The organism is Streptomyces sp. NPDC001493 (assembly GCF_053597235.1).
The window spans coordinates 204,924-222,881 of the sequence record NZ_JBSFHV010000005.1; the positions used below are offsets into that span (position 1 = coordinate 204,924).

The window sequence follows — 17,958 nt, forward strand, 5'->3', positions numbered from 1 at the left end:
GGCAGGAACCGGCATGACGATGACGACGGGCCGCGGCGAACCGCGGCGGCAGAAGTGGGGCGGCGCGCCCCGACCGGACGGTGCGGGGCGTGCGGGGAGCTCGCACGGTGTGCGGAAGGGGCAGCTGGGGTTCCTGACCGGAACCCATGTCGTCAACGACCTCTACCAGGGGGCACTGCCCGCACTCCTGCCGTTCCTGGTCTCCGAACGGCACTACAGCTACTCGGCACTGTCGGGCATCTCGCTCGCCGCCACCGGCCTCTCCAGCGTGGTGCAGCCGCTCTTCGGAGCGCTGGCCGACCGGGCGCCGCGCCCCTGGCTGGTGCCCGCCGGATTCCTGGTGGCCGCCGCGGGAGTGGCCGGTACCGGACTGTTCTCCGGCTACCTCCTCACCTGGATCTGCGCGGCCGTCGCCGGGATCGGCATCGCCGCCTACCACCCGCCCGCCACCAACCAGGCGCGGGCGGCGGGCGGAAGCTCCCAGAAGGCGATGAGCGTCTTCTCGGTGGGCGGCACGCTGGGCGGTTCGCTCGCACCCGGGTTCGTCACGCTGGTGGTCGGGGCCGCCGGCCTGCGGGGCACCTGGCTGCTGGCCGTGCCCGCCCTGGTGATGGCCGCGCTCTGGGTGGCCAAGGGGCCCTGGATGCGGGCCCGCGGCATCCAGGAGGCCACGGTGGTGATCCCCGCCGCCGGTGCGCGTTCCGGTGGCGCCGGGGCCGGGGACGACTGGCACGCGTTCGGCCGGCTGGTCGTGGTCGCGGCCTGCTGGTCCGTCCCCTACGTGACGACGGTCTCCCTGGTCTCCCTCTTCATGATCCGCGAACTGGACAGCTCACGGGGGACGGCCGCGGCCGTCCTGACCTCCTTCACGCTGGCGGGAGCGGTCGGCACCCTGCTGGGCGGGTGGGCCGCCGACCGTTACGGGCGGCTGGCCGCGATCCGCGGCGGCTACACCCTCGCGGTGCCCGCGATGGCCGCGCTGGTGTTCGCCCCCGGGGTGGCGGTCGGAGCGATCGGCGTCGCCGTACTGGGCTTCGCCATGTTCGTCCCCTTCTCCTCACAGGTGACCCTGGCCCAGGACTACCTGCCCACCCGCCCCGGCACCGCCAGCGGCGTCACGCTGGGGCTCACCATGTCGGTCGGCGGTCTCGGCTCGCCGCTGTTCGGCCGGCTGGCCGACGCGCACGGGCTGCGCGTCACCTTCGCCGTGGTCCTCGCGTTCCTCGTGGTCGCCCTGCTCGCCGCACTGCGGCTGCGGGAACGGGCGCCGCAGGAGCCGGTGGCGGGGCCCGTGCCGGGGCCCGGCGCGGAGGCGGCCGGGGGGAAGGAGGGCTCCGAAGCCGTGAGCTAAGTTGTCTGAGTATCCGAGGAGTGGCGGGGCCGGTACGACGGCGCCGTCATTCCGCGTTCGGAACGTTCCGCGCTCGGGACATTCTGCGCTCGGAACGTTCTTCGTTCGGGCATTCGACCCACTTCACCACTTCACCACTTGACCACCTCGGTCCCAGGGAGCGTCCGTCATGGCGGTACGGCCGGTGCAGCGCACCTCGCTCGTCGAAGGCGCGGTCGCCGAACTGCGCCGCCTGCTCGCGGCGGAACACTGGCCGGTGGGTGCCCGGCTGCCCGGCGAGGTCGAACTGAGCCGGCTCCTCGGCGTCGGCCGCTCCACCGGCCGGGAGGCGGTCCGGGCGCTGATCGCCTCCGGACAGCTCCGCTCCCAGCAGGGCTCCGGCACCTACGTGGTCTCCACCGCACCCGTCGAGGAGTTCGAGCGGGGGCTGCGCCGGGCCGCCGTCGCCGACGTGTACGAGGTGCGGATCGCCCTGGAGGTGGAGGCGGGACGGCTCGCCGCGACCCGGCGCACCGACAAGGACGTCGTCCTCCTCGGGGAGCTGCTGGGCGAGCGGGGAGCCGCCGGTTCGGACGCCGAGCTGGTGGAGGCCGACCTGCGGCTGCACCGCGCGGTGGTCACGGCCGCACACAACCCGGTCCTCGCCCAGGTGTACGACTCCTTCCTCGGCGCGCTCCGGGTCGCCGCCCGCGACGCCGTGGCCGACGGCGACGTGCACGACGGCCCGGGCGGCGACGACGCCCGCGCGCACGAGGACCTCGTCGCCGCCGTCGTCGCGGGCGACCCGCAGGCGGCGGAAGAGGCCACCCGCCGCAACCTCGGACGCGCCCTGGAGCGCCTGCGCGGCGCGTGACGGCCGCCGGACGGGGACGCCGGATCCTCGTTCCGGGGGCCCGGCTCACTCGGGTCGGGATACCGTCCTGTCATGTCCCGTTCGGCCGATAACGGCCTCTCCCGGTTCCCCGTCACGGCGGACGACCTCGACCGTGCCGTGCAGCTCGCGGTGGACATCCTCCGCGAGGCCCCGCCGGGCGCGTGGGCAGGGAAGGCGGGTTCGCTGGAGTGGGACTGCTGGGAGACCGTCGAGCACCTCAGCGACGACCTCTTCGCGTACGCCGCGCAACTGGGCCCCCGAACACCGCCCATGAAGGGCGAGGTGCCGTTCCTGTGGGAGAGCCGGCGGCCCGGCGGCCCCGCCAACGCGATCCACGCGGACCGCGAGGCCGGTCCCGACGGCCTGCTCCAGGTGCTGGAGGCCAGCGGCGCACTGCTGGTCGCCATGGTGCGTACAAAACCCCCGCAGGCTCTCGCCCACCACAGCTACGGCGCGTCCGACCCCGAGGGCTTCGCCGCGATGGGGATCGTGGAGACCCTGGTGCACACCCACGACCTGGCCCAGGGACTCGGCCTTCCCTGGAACCCGCCCGCCGACATCTGCTCGCGGGTGCTCGCCCGGCTCTTCCCGGACGCTCCGGCGTCCACGGACCCCTGGCCCACGCTGCTCTGGGCCACCGGACGCGCCGAACTGCCCGGGCGCGCACGGCTGACCACCTGGCGCTGGGACGGCACACCCCGGACCTGACCGGCCCGGAGAAGGGAGCGCGTGCGGTGATGACGGCCGAAGGGGTGTTGTCCGTCCTGGCCCTGTTGCGGCGGGCGGAGACCGACGTCTGGATCGGCGGTGGCTGGGGGATCGACGCGCTGATCGGCGAGCAGACCCGGGACCACCGCGACCTCGACCTGATGCACCGTCGGGACCAGGAGCCCGCCGTGCTGGCCGTACTTGCGGGCGCCGGCTACACGGAGACCCTCGACCAGCGCCCCGTACGGTTCGTCCTCACGTCCTCGGGTGACGGGTCGTCCCCGTCGGGCCGGTCGTCCCCGTCGCACAGGCCGCCGTCCCCGTCGGGCCGGTCGTCTTCTTCGCCGGACCGGTCGTCCTCGCCGGGCCGGGAGCTGGACCTCCACCCGCTGGTCTTCGCCGCCGACGGCTCCGCCGTACAGGCGTCGCCCGAACCGGACCGCCCCTTCCGGTACCCCGCCACCGGTTTCGTGACGGGCACCATCGGGGGCACGCCCGTCCCGTGCCTCTCGGCCGAGCAGCAGGCCTACTTCCACCGGGGGTACGAACCCACTCCGCGCGACCTGCACGACATGGCCCTGCTGCGCCGCGCCTTCGGGATCGCCACACACTTCTGACAGGGCCGGTGTTCGTCCCGGCTCAGGCGGCTGCGGGAGCGCCGAGCAGCTCGGACGCGTGCTGGAGGGCGTCGGTCGCGGGTGTGGCCGCGCGAGGAACGGCGGGGCAGGTGAAGCCGAGCTGGGCCATGGCCCGCAGGACCTCACCGGCGCTGAAGTCCCGGCGGTCCTGCCGGGTGATGACCTGGCCGACCTGCTTCACGGGGTAGGTGCGGCGGCCCACGATCACGCACTCGCCGACGGCCGGCTCCGGCTTGATGCCCTTCATGGCTTCCAGGACTCCGCTCTTGGTGAGCTCGAACGGGAAGCGGGCGATGACGCAGCGCATGATGCCTCACAGAGAGAAGAGAAGGGGTGGTTGCTGTCGTGCTGAGCGGGTCGGTTCAGTGGGCCAAGGCCGGAGCGCCGTCCCGGTCGTCGGCGAGAAGGTCGCGCAACTGGATCCGGTCCGTGTACGAGGTTCCGTCCCGGACGGCGCCGAGCACGGCCAGGGTGACGAGCCCGGTGCGCAGCCCGTCGTTGTCGCAGACGAGCAGGTGATCGACGCGGGCACTGGCCATGACCGACAGCGCGACCTCGACGGTCATGTCGTCGCCGACCTGCGGTTCCCGGGCGTCGTCATCGAAAAGATGGGCGGTGCTGGCGGGACGATTGCGGGAGAAGAGTCTGTCCGTATGTACGGGGCCCAAGAGGAACCTTCCTCGATGCGGCGCCGATCAAGGAATTCCCGCTGCGGGGCGAAATCCGCTGCGGGAATGCCGAGAATGCGCCGAACGGAATGCGAAATCGGATCAGGTCTGCGGTGAATCGACTGTGGAGGTGAAACGGCGGTGCCCCGCGGGGATGGAAAACGGGCGCATCACGGTCGGGCGGGAACGATGTTCTCCGCCGTCGGGCCCTTCCGGGTCGGTGCGATGTCGAAGGTGACCTGCTGTCCCTCGAGCAGCTCGCGGAAGCCCTCGGCGGCGATGTCCGAGAAGTGGGCGAACACGTCCGGGCCGCCGCCCTCCTGCTCGATGAAGCCGAAACCCTTGGCCGCGTTGAACCACTTCACGGTGCCGGACGCCATGTCATATCTCCTTGGGGCATAACGCCGGAAACCGAAGTGCGTGGATGCCGGGTCGCCGCTGGGGTACGTCGTCCGAAAAGGACTGAAAACGCGAAAGGCGCCCTGCTGTCGGAAAAGTCGACGAGGGTGCTCAGAATTCCAGGGCCACGGCAACTGGGTTCGACGATAGCACGCGGCGACGGTGGGCAGGCTGGGTGTCAATTCCGCTCCGGCCGCCCGGCCGGAATACTTCGTGCGCGGTGTGCTCAAAACTATTCCCGCGGGCACAGAAATATCCCCGCGGAGGGCACAGCTCTTCCGGAGGGGCGGGTGGTCACCGCCCGATCACGCGGTCGCGGAACTCCTGGAAGTCGTGCCGGCCGGAGAGTTCCCGCGGAGAGATCAGGTCCCCCGTGGAGCAGTCCACCGCCTTGCAGCCGAGGGCGTCCGCGAGGCGGAGGACGGGTGTCAGCACGTCGTCGCCGGAGCCGCGGATGTGCAGCATGACCGAGTCCACGGGGTCGTCGCCGCCGATGCCCAGTTCGATGGACCAGGTGGGCCCGAGGAGTGTGCCCCAGGTGGGGTCCGAGAAGTCGGTTCCGGGGGCGGCCCGGCTCACGGCTGCCAGTACTTCGGGCGGCCGGCCGAGCGGTGGCGAAACGTAGTCGTCGGGCAGGTCCCGCACCGAGGTGATGCTGTCGGGCAGGCGGAGGAGAAGGACGTCCCAGCTCATGCGGACCTTCCGGACGGGGACGGGAAGTTGGACCGACGCGGTGCTGTTGTGGCGGGGGGCGGCGTCCCGGGCGCCCGCGCCTTCCGCCCGATCGTTGCGGTGCCCGGCCATCGTGACAGGCGCCACTGACATCGGGCCGTCGGCTCCGGGCCGTCGGCTCCGGGTGGGCGGGCCCGGGTGGGCGGGTCCGCGCGGACAGGTCCGGGCGGAGGGTGCGCGAGGCGTGGGTCCGGAACGCGCGGAACCCGCCTCGTGGGCCGGTCACACCCCGATCGCTCAGAGCGAACATCCCTCGGGGAACATTCCTCGGCTCACAAGCATTGAGCGTGCATAGCTCAACTTGACTGCCGAAGGGAAGATCATGGCTACCGACACCAAGGCGTCCACCCCGTTCGACCTGCCTGTGCTGCCGCTCGACGACGAAGTCGTGCTGCCCGGCATGGTGGTTCCGCTCGATCTTTCCGACAGCGAGGCGCGTGCCGCCGTCGAGGCCGCGCAGGCCGCCGCCGCCGAGGGCAAGCCCGAGGTGCTGCTGGTGCCGCGCATCGACGGCAGATACACGGGGACCGGCGTCCTCGGTACGGTCGAGCAGATCGGGCGGCTCTCCGACGGGGACCCCGGGGCGATCGTGCGGGCGCGCTCGCGGGTACGGATCGGCACCGGTACGACCGGTCCCGGGCGGGCCCTCTGGGTCGAGGCGACCCGGATCGACGAGCAGGTGCCCGACCCGCTGCCGGGTGCCGTCGCCGAGCTGGTCAAGGAGTACAAGGCGCTCGCCACCAGCTGGCTGAAGAAGCGGGGGGCCTGGCAGGTCGTCGACCGGGTGCAGCAGATCGACGGTGTCTCCGCGCTCGCCGACAACTCCGGTTACTCCCCCTTCCTGACCACCGCGCAGAAGGTGGAGCTGCTGGAGACGACGGACCCGGTCGCCCGGCTGAAGCTCGCCGTGCAGTGGCTCGGTGAGCACCTCGCCGAGCAGGACGTGGCCGAGTCCATCGCCAAGGACGTCCAGGAGGGCGTCGACAAGCAGCAGCGCGAGTTCCTGCTGCGGCGCCAGCTCGACGCCGTACGCAAGGAGCTGTCGGAGCTCAACGGGGACCCGGGGGACGAGTCCGACGACTACCGCGCCCGCGTCGAGGCCGCCGATCTGCCCGGGCACGTCCGCGAGGCCGCGCTCAAGGAGGTCGAGAAGCTGGAGCGCTCCTCGGACCAGAGCCCCGAAGGGGCCTGGATCCGGACCTGGCTGGACACCGTCCTGGAGCTTCCGTGGAACGAGCGGACCGAGGACGCGTACGACATCCGGGGCGCGCGGGCGACCCTCGACGCCGAGCACGCGGGTCTCGACGACGTGAAGGAGCGCATCACCGAGTACCTCGCGGTCCGCAAGCGCCGGGCCGACCGGGGCCTCGGCGTCGTCGGCGGGCGGCGCGGCGGTGCGGTGCTGGCGCTCGTCGGCCCTCCCGGGGTCGGCAAGACCTCGCTCGGTGAGTCCGTCGCGCACGCCATGGGGCGGAAGTTCGTCCGGGTGGCGCTCGGCGGTGTCCGGGACGAGGCGGAGATCCGGGGCCACCGGCGTACGTACGTCGGGGCGCTGCCGGGACGCATCGTCCGGGCGATCAAGGAGGCCGGTTCGCTGAACCCGGTCGTGCTGCTCGACGAGATCGACAAGGTCGGCTCCGACTTCCGCGGCGACCCGGCCGCCGCCCTGCTCGAAGTGCTGGACCCGGCGCAGAACCACACCTTCCGCGACCACTACCTGGAGGTCGAGCTCGACCTCAGCGACGTGGTCTTCCTCGCCACCGCCAACGTCCTGGAGGCCATCCCGGAGGCGCTGCTCGACCGCATGGAGCTGGTCCGGCTCGACGGGTACACCGAGGACGAGAAGGTCGTCATCGCCCGCGACCACCTGCTCCCGCGCCAGCTGGAGCGGGCCGGTCTGGAGAAGGACGAGGTCGCGCTGGAGGAGTCGGCGCTGCGCAAGCTGGCCGGCGAGTACACCCGTGAGGCGGGCGTACGGAACCTGGAGCGGGCCGTCGCCCGGCTGCTGCGGAAGGTCGCGGCCCAGCACGAACTGGGCGACCGGGAGCTGCCGTTCACGGTCACCGACGCCGATCTGCGCGGGCTGATCGGACGGCCGCACCACGTGCCCGAGTCCGCGCAGGACCCGGCCGAGCGGCGGACGGCCGTGCCCGGTGTGGCGACCGGCCTCGCGGTGACCGGTGCGGGCGGCGACGTGCTCTTCGTCGAAGCCTCGCTGGCCGACCCGGAGACCGGGGCGTCCGGACTGACCCTGACCGGTCAGCTCGGCGACGTGATGAAGGAGTCCGCGCAGATCGCGCTGAGCTTCCTGCGGTCGCACGGCGCGGAGCTGGAGCTGCCGGTCGCCGATCTCAAGGACCGGGGCACCCACATCCACTTCCCGGCGGGCGCGGTCCCGAAGGACGGCCCGAGCGCCGGCATCACCATGACCACGGCGCTGGCCTCGCTGCTCTCCGGGCGGCTGGTCCGTACGGACGTGGCGATGACCGGTGAGGTCTCGCTGACCGGGCGGGTCCTGCCGATCGGCGGCCTGAAGCAGAAGCTGCTGGCGGCGCACCGGGCCGGGATCACCACCGTGGTGATCCCCAAGCGGAACGAGGCCGACCTGGACGACGTCCCGGCCGAGGTCCTGGAGAAGCTGGAGGTGCACCCGGTGACCGACGTCCGCCAGGTGCTGGAGATCGCCCTCGCCCCGGCCACCGCGGGCGCGGAGGAGAAGGTTCCGGCCGCGGCGTGAGCGGCACGGCGTGACGGACGTGCCGTCGCGCGCGCGACCGGTACGGGCGGCCCGTCGCCCCGGAGACCCCGGGGAGGCGGGCCGCTCCCGTGCGCTGCCGGGGTGTGCGTCCCTGGTCGGGGGAGATCGCGCCCCGGGAGCCGGGAGCCGGGAGCCGGGAGCCGGGAGCAGGGTCAGGGGCGGTAGATGGTGCCCGGTTCGGGCTCGGCGGGGGCCATCAGCTCGGGGACGGTCACGAAGGTGTAGCCGCGTTCCCGCAGGGCGTCGATGATGCCCGGCACGGCGGGCACGGACCCCTTGTATATGTCGTGGAGCAGGATGATGCCGTCCCGGCTCGCCTGGTCCAGGATGCGTTTCTCGATCAGCGCCGAGTCGGTGGTCGAGTAGTCCTTGGCGGTCGCGCTCCACAGGATCTGGGAGAGTCCCAGGTCTTTGCTGATCTCCGAGACGGTGTCGTCGGTACGGCCCTGGGGCGGACGCATCAGCCGGGGCTTCTTCCCGGTGATCTCCGCTATGGCGTCCTGGGTCTTCTCCAGCTCGGCCCGTATCTCGTCCGGCTTCTTGTCCGTCAGGATCTCGTGCGACCAGGTGTGGTTGGCCACCTCGTGCCCCTCGTCCGCGATCCGCCGCACGGTGTCGGGGTGCTTGAGGACGTGGTTCTTGCCCAGCAGGAAGAAGGTCGCGTGCACCTTCTTCTCCTTGAGTACGTCCAGCAGGTGCGGGGTGTCCTTGCCGGGTCCCGCGTCGAAGGTCAGCGCGATGCACTTCGCCACGCGGCAGTCCACCGGCCCGGGTTCGCCCTTCGCGTCGGCGGCAGCCTCGTCGCGCGCCGTGGCGGGGGCGGTGGTGGCCATGGAGCAGCCGCCCAGGGTGAGGGCGAGTGCGGCCACCAGAGCGGCGGTCGACCGGGTGCGGGGCTTCGGCGTCCTTCTGAGCACGGTGGATCCATCCATCGGTCGGTACGGCGCGGTACAGCCGTACGTCCGGTACGGCAGCCCGGACTATACACACCGTGTATACAGCTGGTTCATAGTGGGGGCGGTGCCCGGCGGGGGCGCCGAGGCCCCGGCGACGGAGTGCGTCACCGGGGCCACGGGCGGGGAGGTGTGTCGTGCGCGGTGGTGTGTCAGCCGTTCGCCAGGGCCTGTACGCGGTCCAGCGCGCCGTTGAACTTGTCGTGGTCCCCGACCGTCGTACCGGTCGAGGTGTACTGCCAGATCGTGTAGTAGTCCCAGCCGGCGGGGAGTTCGCCCACCGTGGTGTTGTAGCGGGCCACCCAGAGCGGGTTGGTCGCGCCGAAGCCGGCGTTGTTGCCGGTGCACGTCGTCCACCAGCTGGTCGCCGTGTAGATCACCGCGTCCCGCCCGGTGCGCGCCTTGTAGGTGTTCACGAAGTCGCGTATCCAGGAGACCATCGCGGCCGGCGTCTTGCCGTAGCACTGGTCCCCGTACGGGTTCCACTCGATGTCCAGCACGCCCGGGAGCGTCCGGCCGTCCCGGGACCAGCCGCCGCCGTTGTCCGCGAAGTAGTTCGCCTGCACGGCGCCGGAGGTCGTGTCCGGGGTGGCGAAGTGGTACGAACCTCGGATCATCCCGACGTTGTACGAGCCCGTGTACTGCTGCGAGAACGAGGTGTTCGTGTAGTACGTCCCCTCGGTCGCTTTCACGTACGCCCACTTGACGCCGGCGCTCCACAGCGTCGACCAGGCGACGTTGCCCTGGTGGCCGCTGACGTCGACGCCCTCGGTCTGGGTCGCGGTCGTGCCGACCGGCAGGGAGCCCCGGCCGTCGTGGGCGACGACGCCCATGCCGAGCGAGGCCGTGCCCCGGGCCGGGACGGCGGCGGCGGAGCCGGCGGCCGAGGCGCCACCGGGCAGGGTGAACAGGAGCGAGAGCGCGGCGAGCAGGGTGCCGGCCGGGGCGAGCAGACGGGCCGTGCGGGAACGGGATCTGTGCGCGGACATGGGCGTGCCTCCGTGGTTCGGTGAGGGACGGTGGGGGGAACCGCGAACCGGGGTGCGTGCGGGGCCGGGCCCCGGTGGTCCTGCTCTGTCACGAACATGACGAGAATGACGCTACGCGCGTTGACCCGTTCTCCGGAAGGGGGTCCTGGACCCGCCTGTGGTCTACTCCTGCGAAATACTGGCCCAGCTGCGGAAAGGAACCGCGGCGGGCGAAAGTTTCAGAGGTGGAAAGCGCATGAGGGGTGCCGTGGTGGAGGAGAAGGACAGCGGAACCGGGCCCGACACCGCCGCCGGGGTCCCGGCGGATCAGGCTTTCCTCGCCCTGGAACACGAACTGGCCGTGATCCTGCGGCGGGCGCGCGCGACCTCCGGCGAGATGGCCCGCGAGGTCCACCCCGAACTGGAGTCCGCCGCGTACGGACTGCTCGTACGCCTGGAGTCCGCCGGGCAGCAGCGGGCCACCGAGCTCGCGGCCTGGTTCGGGGTCGGCAAGGCCACCATGAGCCGTCAATTGCGCGCCCTGGAGGATCTCGGTCTGGTGAACCGTGAGCCGGACCCCGAGGACGGCCGCGCCTCGCTCGTCCACCTCACCGAGGAGGGGCTCGCCCGGTTCCGGCACGTCCGCGACGCCCGGCGGGCCCGTTACGTCCGCAAGCTCGCCGACTGGGACCGTGCCGAGGTCGCGGAACTCGCCCGGCTGCTCCACCAGTTCAACGCACGCGCCGAGAGCTGACGCCGCCGGACGGCATTCCCCGCCCCCCCCCAGGACTGCCGGACGGCGGGCCTCCGCCCCCGGGGCCCTGCCCCTCCGGGGTGTGTTCAGAACTCGACCAGGACCGCCGTGGCGTCGTCGTGCCGCTTGCCCCGGCCCAGATGGACCCGGCCGGTGTCGGCCCGTTCCCGTTCCCGTACGCGGTCGATCAGGTGCTGGGGGCCCGCCGAGCGCAGCAGCCCCAACGCGGCGTGCCAGTCGCCCTCCTGGAACACCTCGGTCCAGCGGCTCGCCCCGTCCGTCAGGGCGGCCAGCGCGCGTACCTCACCGAGCGGCAGGCCGCCGGTCACCGCGCGCGACGCGACGGCCGGATCGGCGGCCGCGGTGAAGAATCCGCCCTCCTTGTTCCGGGCCAGCGTGTCCGTCAACTCCATGGACGAGAGCGTCCCCGGCGGCAGCCGGTCGAGCCGGTCGTCGATCACCGCGCGTACGCTCCCGTCCGGGGACTCCAGCAGCAGGACCGAATCGGACAGCACCAGGTACTCGATCGCCGCCTCGTCCCAACGGGCCAGGATGACGGTTGCCTGAGGAGTCCTCACGTGAGAAAGGTCACAGGTGATGCGATGGGCGTCCGCGGTGCGCCGGATGGACTCCGAGAGGACCTCCTCCAGAGTCAGATCCGGGCGTGAAGCGGACAGTTCGGCCAGCGCTCCGCCCAGCCGCGACGTGAACCAGGGCACCGAGTGCACACAACCGTCGTCGCCCGGAGGGGGAGTCACTCCGTCCAGCAGGACCAGGCACCCGCCCTGGCCGGACGCGGGGAGGGCGGCCATGACCCAGTCCTCGTTGGGGCGTTCGGGGCTGCCGGGCGTACCGGCGAGTTCGATGCGCATGGCAGCCAGTCTGCACGACGCCTTCACACTGCCTGCACGACAGGCGTGTTGCCGTGTAGCAGCAGGTCAGGCCGGGCCGAGGGGCGGCGCCGGCGGATCCGGCGGGGTGCGGGCGGGCATCCTGCCAAAGCCCGCGCGGAAGGTCCACCCGGCGTCCGACGTATGGAGAGTGGCCGCGCTGGGGAGACTTGTTCGCCCGCTCACGAGTGATGTTCACTCGTTCGAGTGGCGGAGCGGTCGATGCGCGTCCCCCTCCCAAAAGGGCTGGAATGGTCAGAAGCTGGACCAGTGGCAGGGGAGCGCGCGCACGTGACGGTGCGTCACCTCTGCTTCATGGGCGGACGAGTCAAGAATGCGAGCACCGGTGCAGAAGAAGCGGCCGCGGAGCAAGGTCGGCACGCAGGACGTTTCCGGGGCGACCGCTCCGGCGGCGGGCGGCGACAAGCGCAAGGTGCGCGTGCGCAGGCGACTCGTGGCGGGTGTCGCCGTCGTCGGGATCACCGTCATAGCGGCGGGTGCCCCGGCGGCCCTCGGCGCCTCCTCCGACCTCAACGAGTCGCAGAACCTGGTGACCCTGGCCGAGCTCGACCAGCAGGCCATCACGCTCGCCCACTCCCTCGCCGACGAACGCGACGCGATCACCGCGTACATCGCGAGCGGCCGTAAGACGTACGACGGAAACGGCGACGGCGGCGACGCCAAGCCCGGCGCCGACAGCCTCAGCGCCCGGGTCGACCAGCAGATCGACGAGATCCGCGAGGCCGCCCCCGCCACGCTCCGCCGGGACCTCTCCACCGTCCCGTCACTGCGCCGCGACGCGGTCAGCGGCAAGGGCTCGGCCCTCGCCGCCCACCAGGCCTACAGCGAGGTCATCGCCAAGCTCCACGACCTCGCCGCCGAACTCGCCGAGACGACCCCGCCGCGCGCGGCCGCCGCCACCCGCGCGCCGCTCGCCCTCTCCACCGCCGTCGAACAGGCCTCCGCCACCCGGGGACTGCTCCTCGCGGCCCTCGCCGTGCCCAGCCCGGCCCCGGTCCAGGAGTACGACCCCTACACCGGGCTCCCCGTGCAGAGCGACGACGACGAGAAGTCGGCCGACGACCGGGCCCGGGACGAGCTGAGCGCCGCCGCCCAGCAGGCCCGGGTCCGCGAACTCGCCGCCCTCGCCGACTTCGACCAGGCGGCCGGCGCGAGCGCCCGCGACAAGCTCTCCTCCACCGTCACCGGGCCCGAGGTCAACAGCGCCGAGAAGTACCTCGCCGCCCTGACCGACAGCCCCGAACTCTCCGACTCCGAGCAGCAGACCAGCTCGAAGAAGCTCTCCGCCGCCCTCTCCGCGCGCATCGACCGGATGCGCGGCGTCGAGTCGGCGCTCGGCACCGCCCAGGTGCAGCGGCTGGAGAAGCTCCGCGACGACGACGTCACCGGGCTCGAACTCTCCCTCGCCCTGCTCGGCGGCTGCTTCCTGATCGCCGTCGGCGTCTCCACCGCCGTCGCCCGCACCCTCACCCAGCCGCTCGCCGTGCTGCGCATCGGCTCCGCCCGGCTGGCCGCCGAGCCGGAGAGCGCGGAGGCGATCGCCTACCGGGGCCGCAACGACGAGTTCGCCCAGGTGGTCCGCTCGATCAACGCCCTGCACCAGCGGCTGCTCGCCCTGCACCACGAGTTCGCCGGGCAGACCGGCGGACTGCGGGCCGAGCACGCCGAACTGGTCGCCGGACGCGAGGCGCTCACCCTCCAGCGCGCCGAACTCCAGATCCAGGTCGCCGAGCTCACCGCCGAACTCCAGCGGCTGCGCAACACCGTGCACCACACCTTCGTCAACCTCTCGCTGCGCAGCCTCGGGCTCGTCGAGCGCCAGCTGGGCGTGATCGAGAACCTGGAGGAGCGCGAGCAGGACCCGGAGCGGCTGGCCACCCTCTTCAAGCTCGACCACCTCGCCACCGTGATGCGCCGCCACGGCGAGAACATGCTGGTCCTCGCGGGCGCCGACCACGGCCAGGGGCACGCCGGCCCGATCCCGCTGGTCGACGTGGCCCGCGCCGCCGTCAGCGAGATCGAGCGGTACGAACGCGTCACCATCCAGTCCCTGCCGCCGTACGCCCAGATCGCCGGGTTCGCCGCCGACGACCTGAGCCACCTCGTCGCCGAACTCCTGGAGAACGCCACCGCGTTCTCGCCGCCCGACTCGCGCGTCGAGCTCTCCGGCTGGCTGCTGGAGACGGGCGAGGTGATGCTCTCCGTGCAGGACGAGGGCATCGGGATGTCGGCGGCGCGGATGGAGGAGGTCAACCTCCGGCTGGCCGACCCGAACTCCTTCCGCGTCGGGGACCCGGCCGACGACAGCACCGGGCTCGGCCTCCAGGTCTCCTCGCTGCTGGCCGCGCGCCACGGCGTGCAGGTTCGGCTGCAGCCGCAGAAGACCGGCACCGGCGTGACGGCGGTCGTCGTGCTGCCCCAGGCGCTGCTGCCGAAGACCCCGCCGGCCGCCTCGCCGCCGCCGGTGAACGTGCCGGGCGGTGCGCCGACGCTGAACCTCCCGGGTTCCGTCGCCGAGGCGAACTCCAACGCCCTCCAGGGCCGTTCGATCGTCGTCCCCGCCGAGGACCCGCTGATCGCCGCAGCCGAGCAGACCATCCGGGACGCGGGCCCGCAGGCGGCTCCGGCCGCCGCTCCCGAGGTCCACGGGGAGCCGGCCGCCGCCGAGTTCCCGGCTCCGGTGGAGACCCCGGCCCCCGTGGAGTCCCCGGCCCCGGTGGAGACCCTGGCCGAGACCACCATGCAGTTCCGGCTCCCGACCGCGCCGGAGGAGGTCCCCGAACCGGCCCGGGACGCGCCCGGGAACCCGTACGCCATCGGCCCCGACCGGCACGAGCGGTCCGCCGACACGGCGGGTACGCACGCCCCGGCCGCCCACGACCCTTACGAGGCGCCGGAGCCCCGGCCGTTCCCGCTCCCCGGGACCGCGCACGCCCCGTTCCCCCCGGCCCCGCAGGCCCCTCAGGTCCCGCAGACCCCGCAGGCCCCCGAGCCCGACGCGCTTCCCGTGCGGGAGGCCGCGTCCACCGAGTCCGTGCCGGGTCCCCGGCAGCCCGAGCGGGTCACGGACAAGGGGCTGCCCAAGCGCACCCCCCGGGTGGTCAAGCCCGCCGACTCACCCTCCGCGGAGCGCACGGGCAGCCTGGACAAGGAAGCGCTCAGGCGCCGGCTCGGCGGATTCCAGCGCGGAGCGCGTGAAGGCCGCCGGGACGTGGAAGCCGAGATCGCGGAGGGCGTGGAAACCGACGCCCCGACCGCACCGAACGCACGCACCGACCTGGCCGGCCGCCCGGACGGCCAGGAGACGGGGGACACTGTCGAGGAGGCACGCAGTTGACTGCGCCCAGCACGCTCGGGCTGAGCACCGAAGCCCGGAACCTGCACTGGCTGCTGAGCAATCTGGTGGAGGAGGTACCAGGGGTCCACTCGGTCACGGTCGTCTCGTCCGACGGGCTCATGCTGCTCTCCTCCGACCCCGGACACCAGGCCGCTCCGGCCGCGGGGAAGCAGCAGAGTCCCAGGGGCTCCAGCGCCGACCTCGCCACCATCGTGTCCGGCATCGGGTCCCTCACCATGGGGGCCGCGAAGCTGATGGACGGCGGCGGCGTCAAGCAGACGATGGTCGCGATGGAGGAGGGAAGCGTCTTCGTCATGTCGATCAGTGACGGTTCGCTCCTCGGCGTCCACGCCACCCCCGACTGCGACATGGGCGTCATCGCTTACCACATGGCGCTCTTCGTCGGCCGGGCCGGACACGTCCTCACCCCCGAACTCCGCAATGAGCTGCGTAAATCGATGGAGAGTACCCAGTGACGTCCGCCGCCGAACCCGCCCGCAGGCTCCCCGTGCGGGGGTCCGACCGGAAGCCCGCACGGGTCCGTCCGTACTCCCTCACCGGTGGGCGCACCCGCTTCGGGCACGTGCTGCTCGTCGAGACCTTCGTCGCCGCGCTGGAGGCGCCCGAGGAGCGCCGCGAGCTCACCGGCGGAGACCTCGGTACGCGGGTCATGCCGGAGCTCCGGGCGATCGTCGAACTCTGCCGCCGGATGCGTACGGTGGCCGAGATCTCCGCCCTGCTCCAGATGCCGCTCGGTGTGGTCCGGGTACTCCTCAGCGACCTGGCGGACCAGGGAAAGATCCGCGTGTACGGAACCGGCCACGGCGCCGGTCAGCCCGACCGCGCACTGCTCGAAAGGGTGCTCAATGGACTCCGTCGTCTCTGAGCCGAAGCTGTCCGGGCCGACGCTCGCGGACCCCGCGCCCGCCGGTCGGGCGCCCGAGGCGCCGACGCTGTTCACCCCGCGTCAGCCGGGGCCGCAGGACCGGACCGAGGAGTCCGTCCAGGCGTGGCAGCTGGACCATACGCGCGCGCCCACCGCGACCAAGATCGTGGTGGCGGGCGGCTTCGGCGTGGGCAAGACGACCTTCGTGAGCGCGGTCTCCGAGATCACCCCGCTGAAGACCGAGGCGGTGATGACCCGGGCCAGTGAGGAGACCGACGACCTCACCGCGACCCCCGACAAGTCCACCACCACCGTGGCGATGGACTTCGGCCGCCTCACGCTCGACGACGACCTCGTGCTGTACGTCTTCGGCACCCCCGGCCAGCAGCGGTTCTGGTTCATGTGGGACGACCTGGTGCGCGGGGCCATCGGCGCGATCGTCATGGCCGACACCCGCCGTCTCGCCGACTGCTTCCCGGCGCTCGACTACTTCGAGAGCTGCGGGCTGCCGTACATCGTGGCCGTCAACCACTTCGAGGGGTCGGACCGCTACGAAGCGGTGGACGTCCGGGAGGCCCTGAGTGTCCCTCAGCACGTGCCTGTGGTGATCATGGACGCGCGTAACAGGATCACCGTCGTCGAGTCGCTGCTCACCCTCGTGGGCCATGCTCTCGACGCCACCCCTGCCTGAGAACCGCGCCCCCCGATCGACGTACCACGTAAACGGAGAACCGTCCCATGCGGAAGATACTCATAGTCGGAGCCGGCCAGTCCGGACTTCAGCTCGCCCTCGGCCTGCAGTCGCGCGGGTACGAAGTCACCCTCATGTCGAACCGTACGGCCGACGAGATCCGGACCGGCCGGGTCATGTCCACGCAGTGCATGTTCGACACCGCTCTCCAGTACGAGCGCGACTACCAGCTCAACTTCTGGGAGACCCAGGCCCCGAAGATCGAGGGCCTCGGCGTCTCGGTCGCCGGTCCCGACTCCTCGCGGGTCATCGACTGGGTCGGCAAGCTGGACGGCTACGCCCAGTCGGTGGACCAGCGGGTGAAGATGGCCGGCTGGATGGAGACCTTCGCCCAGCGCGGCGGCCAGCTCGTCATCCACGGTGCGGCCGTCTCGGACCTGGACTACTTCTCCCGTACGTACGACCTGGTGATGGTCTCGGCAGGCAAGGGCGAGCTGGTCTCCATGTTCGGCCGGGACGCCTCGCGTTCGCCGTTCGACGCCCCGCAGCGGGCGCTGGCCGTCGCGTACGTGCACGGCATGGGCCCGCGCCCGGAGCACCCGGAGTTCGACGCGGTCCGCTGCAACTTGGTGCCGGGCGTCGGCGAGCTCTTCGTGATGCCGACCCTGACGACCTCGGGGCGCGCGGACATCCTGTTCTGGGAGGGCATCCCGGGCGGCCCGCTCGACGTCTTCCAGGGCATCAAGGACCCCTCGGAGCACCTGGCCAAGACGCTGGAGCTCATGGAGCGGTTCACGCCGTGGGAGTACGCCCGCGCCACCAAGGTCGAGCTGACCGACGCCAACGGCACCCTGTCCGGCCGTTACGCGCCGACCGTGCGCAACCCCATCGGCCGGCTCCCCAGCGGCGGTCTGGTGCTCGGTGTGGCCGACGTGGTCGTCGCCAACGACCCGATCACCGGTCAGGGCTCCAACTCGGCCTCCAAGTGCGCCAACGCGTACCTGGAGTCGATCATCGAGCACGGCGACCGCGCGTTCGACGCGGAGTGGATGCAGGCCACCTTCGACCGCTACTGGGACACCGCCCAGCACGTGGTGAAGTGGACGAACGCCATGCTCGGCGTCCCGCCGGAGCACGTGCTGAACCTGATCGGCGCCGCCGGCCAGATGCCGCCGGTCGCGGACCGCTTCGCCAACGGCTTCAACAACCCGGCGGACTTCGACAACTTCTTCTTCGAGCCGGAGAAGACGAACGCGTACCTGGCTTCGGTCGCGGGCGCCTGACCCCACCCGGAACTCCAGGCCCAAGGCACCGGTCACCGACAACCCGT

At 72.0% G+C, this 17,958-nt stretch carries 17 protein-coding genes and 1 pseudogene; 11 read left to right on the forward strand and 7 right to left on the reverse strand.

Annotation, left to right across the window (positions count from 1 at the left end):
• The first annotated feature begins 13 nt into the window (after positions 1–13).
• The 4 genes from ACWCWD_RS10420 (at position 14) to ACWCWD_RS10435 (ending at position 3,550) form a co-directional block, all read left to right on the forward strand.
• Positions 14–1,351, forward strand: coding sequence for an MFS transporter (locus tag ACWCWD_RS10420; RefSeq protein WP_450771737.1), 1,338 nt, complete (start codon positions 14–16; stop codon positions 1,349–1,351).
• A gap of 169 nt (positions 1,352–1,520) precedes the next feature.
• On the forward strand, positions 1,521–2,204 hold the full coding sequence (locus tag ACWCWD_RS10425; protein WP_450771738.1) for a FadR/GntR family transcriptional regulator: 684 nt from the start codon (positions 1,521–1,523) through the stop codon (positions 2,202–2,204).
• 72 nt (positions 2,205–2,276) lie between these two features.
• Positions 2,277–2,933 (forward strand): hypothetical protein, encoded by a 657-nt coding sequence (locus ACWCWD_RS10430; protein WP_450771740.1) that lies wholly within the window; start codon positions 2,277–2,279, stop codon positions 2,931–2,933.
• A gap of 29 nt (positions 2,934–2,962) precedes the next feature.
• Positions 2,963–3,550, forward strand: coding sequence for a nucleotidyltransferase domain-containing protein (locus ACWCWD_RS10435; protein WP_450771742.1), 588 nt, complete (start codon positions 2,963–2,965; stop codon positions 3,548–3,550).
• A 22-nt stretch (positions 3,551–3,572) separates the two neighbouring features.
• Here the strand turns inward: ACWCWD_RS10435 and ACWCWD_RS10440 are convergent, their stop codons facing one another.
• From ACWCWD_RS10440 to ACWCWD_RS10455, 4 genes and pseudogenes are all read right to left on the reverse strand, one after another.
• Entirely contained in the window at positions 3,573–3,878 is a 306-nt protein-coding gene (locus ACWCWD_RS10440) for an SCO5918 family protein (RefSeq protein WP_450771743.1), read from the reverse strand.
• 88 nt (positions 3,879–3,966) lie between these two features.
• Positions 3,967–4,137 (reverse strand): annotated as a pseudogene (locus ACWCWD_RS10445) (CBS domain-containing protein); the annotation flags it as partial.
• Between the two features lie 272 nt (positions 4,138–4,409).
• Positions 4,410–4,619, reverse strand: a complete 210-nt coding sequence (locus ACWCWD_RS10450; protein ID WP_450771744.1) for a cold-shock protein — start codon at positions 4,617–4,619, stop codon at positions 4,410–4,412.
• Positions 4,620–4,932: 313 nt separating this feature from the next.
• Positions 4,933–5,463 carry a hypothetical protein gene (locus ACWCWD_RS10455; RefSeq protein ID WP_450771746.1) on the reverse strand — a complete coding sequence of 177 codons (531 nt, stop codon included), beginning with the start codon at positions 5,461–5,463 and terminating at the stop codon, positions 4,933–4,935.
• A 229-nt stretch (positions 5,464–5,692) separates the two neighbouring features.
• On the opposite strand from ACWCWD_RS10455, the gene lon reads away from it, so the two are divergent.
• Positions 5,693–8,107, forward strand: coding sequence for an endopeptidase La (gene lon / locus ACWCWD_RS10460; RefSeq protein ID WP_450771748.1), 2,415 nt, complete (start codon positions 5,693–5,695; stop codon positions 8,105–8,107).
• Between the two features lie 173 nt (positions 8,108–8,280).
• Here the strand turns inward: lon and ACWCWD_RS10465 are convergent, their stop codons facing one another.
• Positions 8,281–8,961 carry a polysaccharide deacetylase family protein gene (locus tag ACWCWD_RS10465; RefSeq protein WP_450771931.1) on the reverse strand — a complete coding sequence of 227 codons (681 nt, stop codon included), beginning with the start codon at positions 8,959–8,961 and terminating at the stop codon, positions 8,281–8,283.
• Positions 8,962–9,233: 272 nt separating this feature from the next.
• Positions 9,234–10,070, reverse strand: a complete 837-nt coding sequence (locus ACWCWD_RS10470; RefSeq protein ID WP_450771749.1) for a lysozyme — start codon at positions 10,068–10,070, stop codon at positions 9,234–9,236.
• A 235-nt stretch (positions 10,071–10,305) separates the two neighbouring features.
• Here ACWCWD_RS10470 and ACWCWD_RS10475 point away from each other — a divergent pair, with 235 nt between their 5' ends.
• Positions 10,306–10,803: a MarR family winged helix-turn-helix transcriptional regulator gene (locus ACWCWD_RS10475; RefSeq protein WP_450771751.1), complete on the forward strand. Its 498-nt coding sequence runs from the start codon at positions 10,306–10,308 to the stop codon at positions 10,801–10,803.
• A gap of 86 nt (positions 10,804–10,889) precedes the next feature.
• On the opposite strand, the gene ACWCWD_RS10480 is transcribed toward ACWCWD_RS10475, so the two are convergent.
• Complete coding sequence (locus ACWCWD_RS10480; protein WP_450771752.1) at positions 10,890–11,675, reverse strand: hypothetical protein; 786 nt, start codon at positions 11,673–11,675, stop codon at positions 10,890–10,892.
• A 364-nt stretch (positions 11,676–12,039) separates the two neighbouring features.
• Here ACWCWD_RS10480 and ACWCWD_RS10485 point away from each other — a divergent pair, with 364 nt between their 5' ends.
• The 5 genes from ACWCWD_RS10485 to ACWCWD_RS10505 are packed head-to-tail and all read left to right on the forward strand — an operon-like array spanning position 12,040 to position 17,911.
• The gene (locus ACWCWD_RS10485) at positions 12,040–15,051 is read left to right on the forward strand and encodes a nitrate- and nitrite sensing domain-containing protein (RefSeq protein ID WP_450771932.1); all 3,012 of its coding nucleotides are present in this window, start codon (positions 12,040–12,042) and stop codon (positions 15,049–15,051) included.
• Positions 15,048–15,527 carry a roadblock/LC7 domain-containing protein gene (locus tag ACWCWD_RS10490; protein WP_450771754.1) on the forward strand — a complete coding sequence of 160 codons (480 nt, stop codon included), beginning with the start codon at positions 15,048–15,050 and terminating at the stop codon, positions 15,525–15,527. Before ACWCWD_RS10485 ends, ACWCWD_RS10490 begins: the two co-directional genes overlap by 4 nt.
• Positions 15,524–15,937: a DUF742 domain-containing protein gene (locus tag ACWCWD_RS10495; RefSeq protein ID WP_450771756.1), complete on the forward strand. Its 414-nt coding sequence runs from the start codon at positions 15,524–15,526 to the stop codon at positions 15,935–15,937. Before ACWCWD_RS10490 ends, ACWCWD_RS10495 begins: the two co-directional genes overlap by 4 nt.
• Positions 15,918–16,628, forward strand: a complete 711-nt coding sequence (locus tag ACWCWD_RS10500; RefSeq protein WP_450771758.1) for a GTP-binding protein — start codon at positions 15,918–15,920, stop codon at positions 16,626–16,628. Before ACWCWD_RS10495 ends, ACWCWD_RS10500 begins: the two co-directional genes overlap by 20 nt.
• A gap of 47 nt (positions 16,629–16,675) precedes the next feature.
• Positions 16,676–17,911: a styrene monooxygenase/indole monooxygenase family protein gene (locus tag ACWCWD_RS10505; protein WP_450771759.1), complete on the forward strand. Its 1,236-nt coding sequence runs from the start codon at positions 16,676–16,678 to the stop codon at positions 17,909–17,911.
• The last annotated feature ends 47 nt before the right edge of the window (positions 17,912–17,958 follow it).

Bases quoted from the DNA above. Each gene is read 5' to 3' on its own strand.
- ACWCWD_RS10435 (WP_450771742.1), top strand. From the start codon at position 2,963: ATGACGGCCGAAGGGGTGTTGTCCGTCCTGGCCCTGTTGCGGCGGGCG.
- ACWCWD_RS10505 (WP_450771759.1), top strand. From the start codon at position 16,676: ATGCGGAAGATACTCATAGTCGGAGCCGGCCAGTCCGGACTTCAGCTC.
- ACWCWD_RS10430 (WP_450771740.1), top strand. From the start codon at position 2,277: ATGTCCCGTTCGGCCGATAACGGCCTCTCCCGGTTCCCCGTCACGGCG.
- ACWCWD_RS10470 (WP_450771749.1), bottom strand. From the start codon at position 10,070: ATGTCCGCGCACAGATCCCGTTCCCGCACGGCCCGTCTGCTCGCCCCG.
- ACWCWD_RS10455 (WP_450771746.1), bottom strand. From the start codon at position 5,463: ATGTCAGTGGCGCCTGTCACGATGGCCGGGCACCGCAACGATCGGGCG.
- ACWCWD_RS10425 (WP_450771738.1), top strand. From the start codon at position 1,521: ATGGCGGTACGGCCGGTGCAGCGCACCTCGCTCGTCGAAGGCGCGGTC.
- ACWCWD_RS10475 (WP_450771751.1), top strand. From the start codon at position 10,306: ATGAGGGGTGCCGTGGTGGAGGAGAAGGACAGCGGAACCGGGCCCGAC.
- ACWCWD_RS10465 (WP_450771931.1), bottom strand. From the start codon at position 8,961: ATGGCCACCACCGCCCCCGCCACGGCGCGCGACGAGGCTGCCGCCGAC.
- ACWCWD_RS10500 (WP_450771758.1), top strand. From the start codon at position 15,918: ATGGACTCCGTCGTCTCTGAGCCGAAGCTGTCCGGGCCGACGCTCGCG.
- ACWCWD_RS10480 (WP_450771752.1), bottom strand. From the start codon at position 11,675: ATGCGCATCGAACTCGCCGGTACGCCCGGCAGCCCCGAACGCCCCAAC.
- lon (WP_450771748.1), top strand. From the start codon at position 5,693: ATGGCTACCGACACCAAGGCGTCCACCCCGTTCGACCTGCCTGTGCTG.
- ACWCWD_RS10440 (WP_450771743.1), bottom strand. From the start codon at position 3,878: ATGCGCTGCGTCATCGCCCGCTTCCCGTTCGAGCTCACCAAGAGCGGA.
- ACWCWD_RS10420 (WP_450771737.1), top strand. From the start codon at position 14: ATGACGATGACGACGGGCCGCGGCGAACCGCGGCGGCAGAAGTGGGGC.
- ACWCWD_RS10450 (WP_450771744.1), bottom strand. From the start codon at position 4,619: ATGGCGTCCGGCACCGTGAAGTGGTTCAACGCGGCCAAGGGTTTCGGC.